The following is a 2640-nucleotide window of genomic DNA, read 5'->3' on the forward strand; positions in this document are numbered from 1 at the left end:
TGCGGCGCGGCGATCAGGATGAGATTCAGCGTCAATCAAGATGAGACTCGGCGCAGGTGGTGTGACGCAGTGAGGGCGTAGCCCGAACGGAGTTACACCACCTGCGCGGCGTCACTGCCGACGTCTGTTGAGCGCGGTTGGCTGAAGTACCTTGGCGATTTTCTGAGGAATGGAGAATCACCTTTGTGCCAGGCCGTCATGTAACCGACCATCAGATGAGGCTTTTTATGAAGTTACGACAGGAACACACGACCGAGGTTGCCGCGGCCAAGGCGTCGATCAGCAGAGCGACGGCCTATCGCATCAAGAAGAATCCGGACCTGCCATCGCAAAAGCAGAAGGCTCGCGGCCGGCGCCGGCCTGACCCTCTCGAGCACATCTTCGATGCCGAGGTCGTTCCCCTTTTGAAGGGCGCGCCAGGCATCCGTGCTGTCGCCATCTACGAAGAGATGCTGCGGCGACACCCGGAACTGAGCGAAGGCATTCGCCGGACCCTGGAGCGGCGCATTCGGTCATGGCGCGCCATCCACGGCGAAGAGCAGGAGATCATCTTCCGTCAGCTTCACGAGCCAGGCCGGCTCGGGCTGTCGGATTTTACCGACATGAGCAGCCTGGGCGTGTCGATCGCTGGCCAGCCGCTCAATCATCTGCTCTACCACTTCCGGCTCGCCTGGTCCGGCTTCGAACACACCCATGTCATTCTCGGTGGCGAAAGCTTCGTCGCCCTGGCCGAGGGACTGCAGAACGCGCTCTGGTCACTTGGCGGAGCGCCGCTCTATCACCGCAGCGACAGCCTGTCGGCGGCTTTCCGCAATCTCAGTGCCGATGCGAAGGAGGATCTCACGCATCGCTACGAAGAGCTCTGCGCCCATTATCGCATGACGCCGACCCGCAACAACAAGGGCATTGCCCACGAGAACGGGTCGATCGAAAGCAGCCATGGTCATCTCAAGAGCGCCATCCGTGACGCCCTTCTGATGCGCGGCAGCAGGGACTTCGACGATCTCGGTGCGTATCGTGCGTTCATCGATGAGATCGCCAGCCGGCACAACGCCAATCATGGCAAGCGCATCGATGCCGAACGCCCTCATCTGCAGGAACTCCCCGACCGGCGGACCAGCGACTTCGAGGAGGTGGTCGTGACCGTGTCGCGGACGGGCGGCTTCACCTTGCGCAAGGTCTTCTACACGGTTCCCTCCCGCCTGATCGGACATCGGCTTCGCGTCCGGCTGTTCGACGATCGCCTTGAGGTCTTTGTCGGAGGAACACACCTGATGACGCTTCCCAGAGGCCGTGGACATGCGGATGGGAGGCACGATCAGGTCGTCAATTATCGACACGTCATCCATTCCCTGCGCAAAAAGCCGATGGCGCTTCTTAATCTCGTCTATCGTGACAAGCTCTTCCCGCGGCAGGAATACCGCAGGGCCTTCGATATGCTCATTGAGCGGCTGCCGGACAGGCAGGCTTGCAAGATCATGGTCGAACTGCTGGCGCTGGCCCATGATCGAGGCTGCGAGCGCGAACTTGCCGAGCAACTCGCCGAGACCCTCGACGCCGGCGACCTGCCCGATATTGCCGTCTTGCGAACGCTCTTCGGCCCGGACCCCGCACGGCTGCCGACCGTCTCGGTCCAGCTCGCTTCCCTCAACGGCTATGAAGCCCTGATCGGTGCGACCTATGTGGGAGACGCTGCATGAAGGCCGCCCACATCATCGACGAAGCCCGTCTCGGCATCATGCTCAACGAACTCAGATTGCCGACGATCAAGACCCTGTGGCCGCAATTTGCCGAACAGGCCGATAAGGAAGGCTGGCCCGCCGCCCGGTTCCTCTCGGCCATTGCCGAGCATGAGCTGGCCGAGCGCGATCGGCGCCGGATCGAACGTCATCTGGCCGAAGCGCATCTGCCGCCCGGAAAGACACTCGACAGCTTCGCCTTCGACGCCGTGCCCATGGTCTCCAAGGCGCAGGTCATGGCCATGACCGCCGGCGACAGCTGGCTCGCAAAGGGTGCCAATATCCTGTTGTTTGGCCCGCCCGGCGGCGGAAAGAGCCATCTCGCCGCAGCTATCGGGCTCGCCCTCATCGAAAACGGCTGGCGCGTGCTGTTCACCCGAACCACCGATCTCGTTCAGAAGCTTCAGGTCGCACGGCGGGAGCTGCAGCTCGAATCTGCTATCGCAAAGCTCGACAAGTTCGATCTGCTCATCCTCGACGATCTGGCCTACGTCACCAAGGACCAGGCCGAAACGAGCGTGCTCTTCGAACTCATCTGCGCAAGATATGAGCGGCGTTCCATCATGATCACCGCCAATCAGCCCTTTGGAGAATGGAACAGGGTCTTTCCGGACCCCGCCATGACCCTCGCCGCAGTCGATCGGCTTGTTCATCACGCAACGATCTTCGAGATGAATGTCGAAAGCTACCGGCGCAGATCTGCCATGGAAACCAAACGCCAGCGCGGCAGGCCCGCCTCCTACGCGACAATCAAAAACACGCACGAGCTTGTCGCGGAGCGGCAATCAGAAAACGACGAAAGCCTTGCCAGCGACAATCAGCATGATAATTTGCCCGTGACCGCGCTCTGAGAGTCTCATCCAGATTGTCGCGCAGGTCTCTCCCAGATCGCCGCGCTATA

The 2640-nt window shown here is 61.2% G+C and carries 2 protein-coding genes; both read left to right on the plus strand.

The window, feature by feature from the left end; translation table 11 throughout:
* The first annotated feature begins 185 nt into the window (after positions 1–185).
* A complete protein-coding gene (istA, locus tag NKH78_RS32435; RefSeq protein ID WP_502899890.1) occupies positions 186–1700 on the plus strand; it encodes an IS21 family transposase in 1515 nt (504 codons plus the stop codon).
* Positions 1697–2590 (plus strand): IS21-like element helper ATPase IstB, encoded by an 894-nt coding sequence (gene istB, locus NKH78_RS32440; RefSeq protein WP_352849671.1) that lies wholly within the window; start codon positions 1697–1699, stop codon positions 2588–2590. Before istA ends, istB begins: the two co-directional genes overlap by 4 nt.
* The last annotated feature ends 50 nt before the right edge of the window (positions 2591–2640 follow it).

The sequence above is a fragment of the Mesorhizobium sp. M0910 genome (genome assembly GCF_040319465.1).
Taxonomy (GTDB): domain Bacteria; phylum Pseudomonadota; class Alphaproteobacteria; order Rhizobiales; family Rhizobiaceae; genus Mesorhizobium.